At 46.0% G+C, this 1,950-nt stretch carries 3 protein-coding genes and 1 pseudogene; 3 read left to right on the top strand and 1 reads right to left on the bottom strand.

What is annotated here, in order from left to right; translation table 11 throughout:
- Nucleotides 1–57: 57 nt before the first annotated feature.
- Together H6F90_RS31575 and H6F90_RS16445 are read left to right on the top strand one after the other, a co-directional pair.
- Nucleotides 58–210, top strand: a complete 153-nt coding sequence (locus H6F90_RS31575; protein ID WP_190553467.1) for an IS1-like element transposase — start codon at nucleotides 58–60, stop codon at nucleotides 208–210.
- Nucleotides 173–337, top strand: a pseudogene (locus tag H6F90_RS16445) (IS1 family transposase); the annotation flags it as partial. The gene H6F90_RS31575 and the pseudogene H6F90_RS16445, both read left to right, overlap by 38 nt.
- Nucleotides 338–483: 146 nt before the next feature.
- Here the strand turns inward: H6F90_RS16445 and H6F90_RS16440 are convergent.
- Nucleotides 484–1,404 carry an AraC family transcriptional regulator gene (locus H6F90_RS16440; protein ID WP_190553466.1) on the bottom strand — a complete coding sequence of 307 codons (921 nt, stop codon included), beginning with the start codon at nucleotides 1,402–1,404 and terminating at the stop codon, nucleotides 484–486.
- Between the two features lie 243 nt (nucleotides 1,405–1,647).
- Between H6F90_RS16440 and H6F90_RS16435 the strand changes: the two genes are divergently transcribed.
- Nucleotides 1,648–1,815: a hypothetical protein gene (locus tag H6F90_RS16435; RefSeq protein WP_190553465.1), complete on the top strand. Its 168-nt coding sequence runs from the start codon at nucleotides 1,648–1,650 to the stop codon at nucleotides 1,813–1,815.
- Nucleotides 1,816–1,950: the final 135 nt, after the last annotated feature.

The following is a 1,950-nucleotide window of genomic DNA, read 5'->3' as shown; positions in this document are numbered from 1 at the left end:
TCACAGGCACCTCAAGCAAGCGCATCTATGTTGATCTTACTCTCGCTAGAGTGATGAATGAGGGTTAGTGAGATAGCAATCAATGGGAGCGGTATCCGGGCTACGGCGCGAGTGCTCAGGATTAGCCTCACAACAGTGATTGAAGAATTAAAAAAAAGATCGTGTCTCGAACAAGCACACGGTGGGCAAAGTCAACACTCAGAAGATTGAGCGCAAGCATTTGACCTTGAGAACTCGGATTAAGCGCTTAGCTCGTAAAACGATTTGTTTCTCCAAATCCATCTGGCTACAGGATGTTGTCATTGGATTGTTCATTAATCGCCATGAGTTTGGTTGAGCCGTTTGACTACTTCCACAGGTCTAGAACACTACCCAAAATTTTGAATTCTTGGAACTTTGTGAGAGCAAAGCTAACGGCAGAATTGTTATGTACCGAGCTACTCGCCTTAACGGTAATCTCAGCGCTAGCTGAACAGGCAATACTCAGGCAACTCGTAAACGATCAACATTCTTCTTCGGTGACGCACCAAACATGCGGGAATATTCGCGATTGAACTGAGAAGGACTCTCATAACCAACTTGATACGCCGCACGAGTTGCATCCACATCTTCAGCCAGCATCAGACGGCGGGCTTCCAATAACCTCAACTGCTTTTGATATTGCAACGGACTCATTGAGGTCACTGCCTTGAAGTGCCGATGAAATGATGCAGAAGACATCCTTGCTTGCTTTGCCAAATCATCTATGCTCAGTGGCTTTGTAAACTCAGCTTTGATCTGGTTAATCACCTCTGCAATGCGCTGCATCTGGCTGCCAGAGGTCGCAATCTGCCAAACCGCTTCGCTCTGGTCGCCCATTAATAGACGGTAATAGATTTCGCGAATCATTATCGGTGCTAGGAAGGGAATATCCTCGGGCGTATCGAGAAGCCGTGTGAGCCTGGTAGCACACTCAATCAACGGGGCATTTGCATCGCTGACGAATAAGCCTCTCACTGAACTTTCTTTTTGATCTCGTCGGCGCTGAATTTGGTCAATAATATCCCAAAGTCCAGTCGTGTCCAGGCTTAGCTTAAAACATAGATACGGCTTATCCACTGTTGCTTCAACAATATTTCCGCTGAGCGGCAGATCGACCGTGACAACAATGTATTGAGCCGTCCCATAGTGATAGGTTTCCTGGCCCAGTAAAGTTTCTTTTTTACCCTGAAGAATAATGCAAAGCGTCGGTTCATACACCGTGCAGAGTTCTGTCGGAGCCGCAGATTCCCTCATAAATTCCAACTGAGCGATCGCCGTTGAATGGATACCGTTCCCCTTGCCATCCGTGTGGCGAGTCACTAATTTCGCCAGTTCCTGACAAGCATCAATCGTGGTCTCGCGCTTTAGGGATTTATCTGCCATACCGGGTCCTCCGCGAGAGTGGCATATCGTGAGACATCCCTCTCATCGTTTTACTACGCCTATTATAGAAAATTTTCTTGAACACCATCCTGCTGATTGAGAAAATTAGGCAATAATCTGCGAAGTTTATGTATTCAGACCTCTCTTTCTAAAGCCTATGATGAACTCATGCCAGAAGAGCAATGAAAGGATAAGGCAATAACGGAGATAGACAAATGACGTAGAAAACATGGTTCATTACAGGTGCAAGCGGCAGTTGCAGCAGAACTGGAACGCTTTAGGCAGTCCGATGTATTAGTCAACGTATGGAACGTTCAAGATACACCAAAAGCATTGATTGCGATTGAAGATGCGAATCACTATGGCATTACCAATCAAGATCGCGATCCAATAAACCTTATCGGAAATTAGGACTTAGAATTATACCGTGCACCTGGAATGAGGTCGGTAGATGAAAATGACATATGCGGAACTACGAACCAAACCGCAGACCTTGTGTAGTTTAACCGGGCTCACCCCCAAAGAGTTTGAGGCTTTGTTAGAGAG

Origin of the sequence: Trichocoleus sp. FACHB-591 (assembly GCF_014695845.1) — a bacterium.
Lineage (GTDB): Bacteria > Cyanobacteriota > Cyanobacteriia > FACHB-46 > FACHB-46 > Trichocoleus.
Note: the sequence above shows the minus strand (reverse complement) of the source record. Positions and strands in the feature narration are given on the sequence as shown.

Bases quoted from the DNA above. Each gene is read 5' to 3' on its own strand.
- H6F90_RS31575 (WP_190553467.1), top strand. From the start codon at position 58: ATGAGGGTTAGTGAGATAGCAATCAATGGGAGCGGTATCCGGGCTACG.
- H6F90_RS16440 (WP_190553466.1), bottom strand. From the start codon at position 1,404: ATGGCAGATAAATCCCTAAAGCGCGAGACCACGATTGATGCTTGTCAG.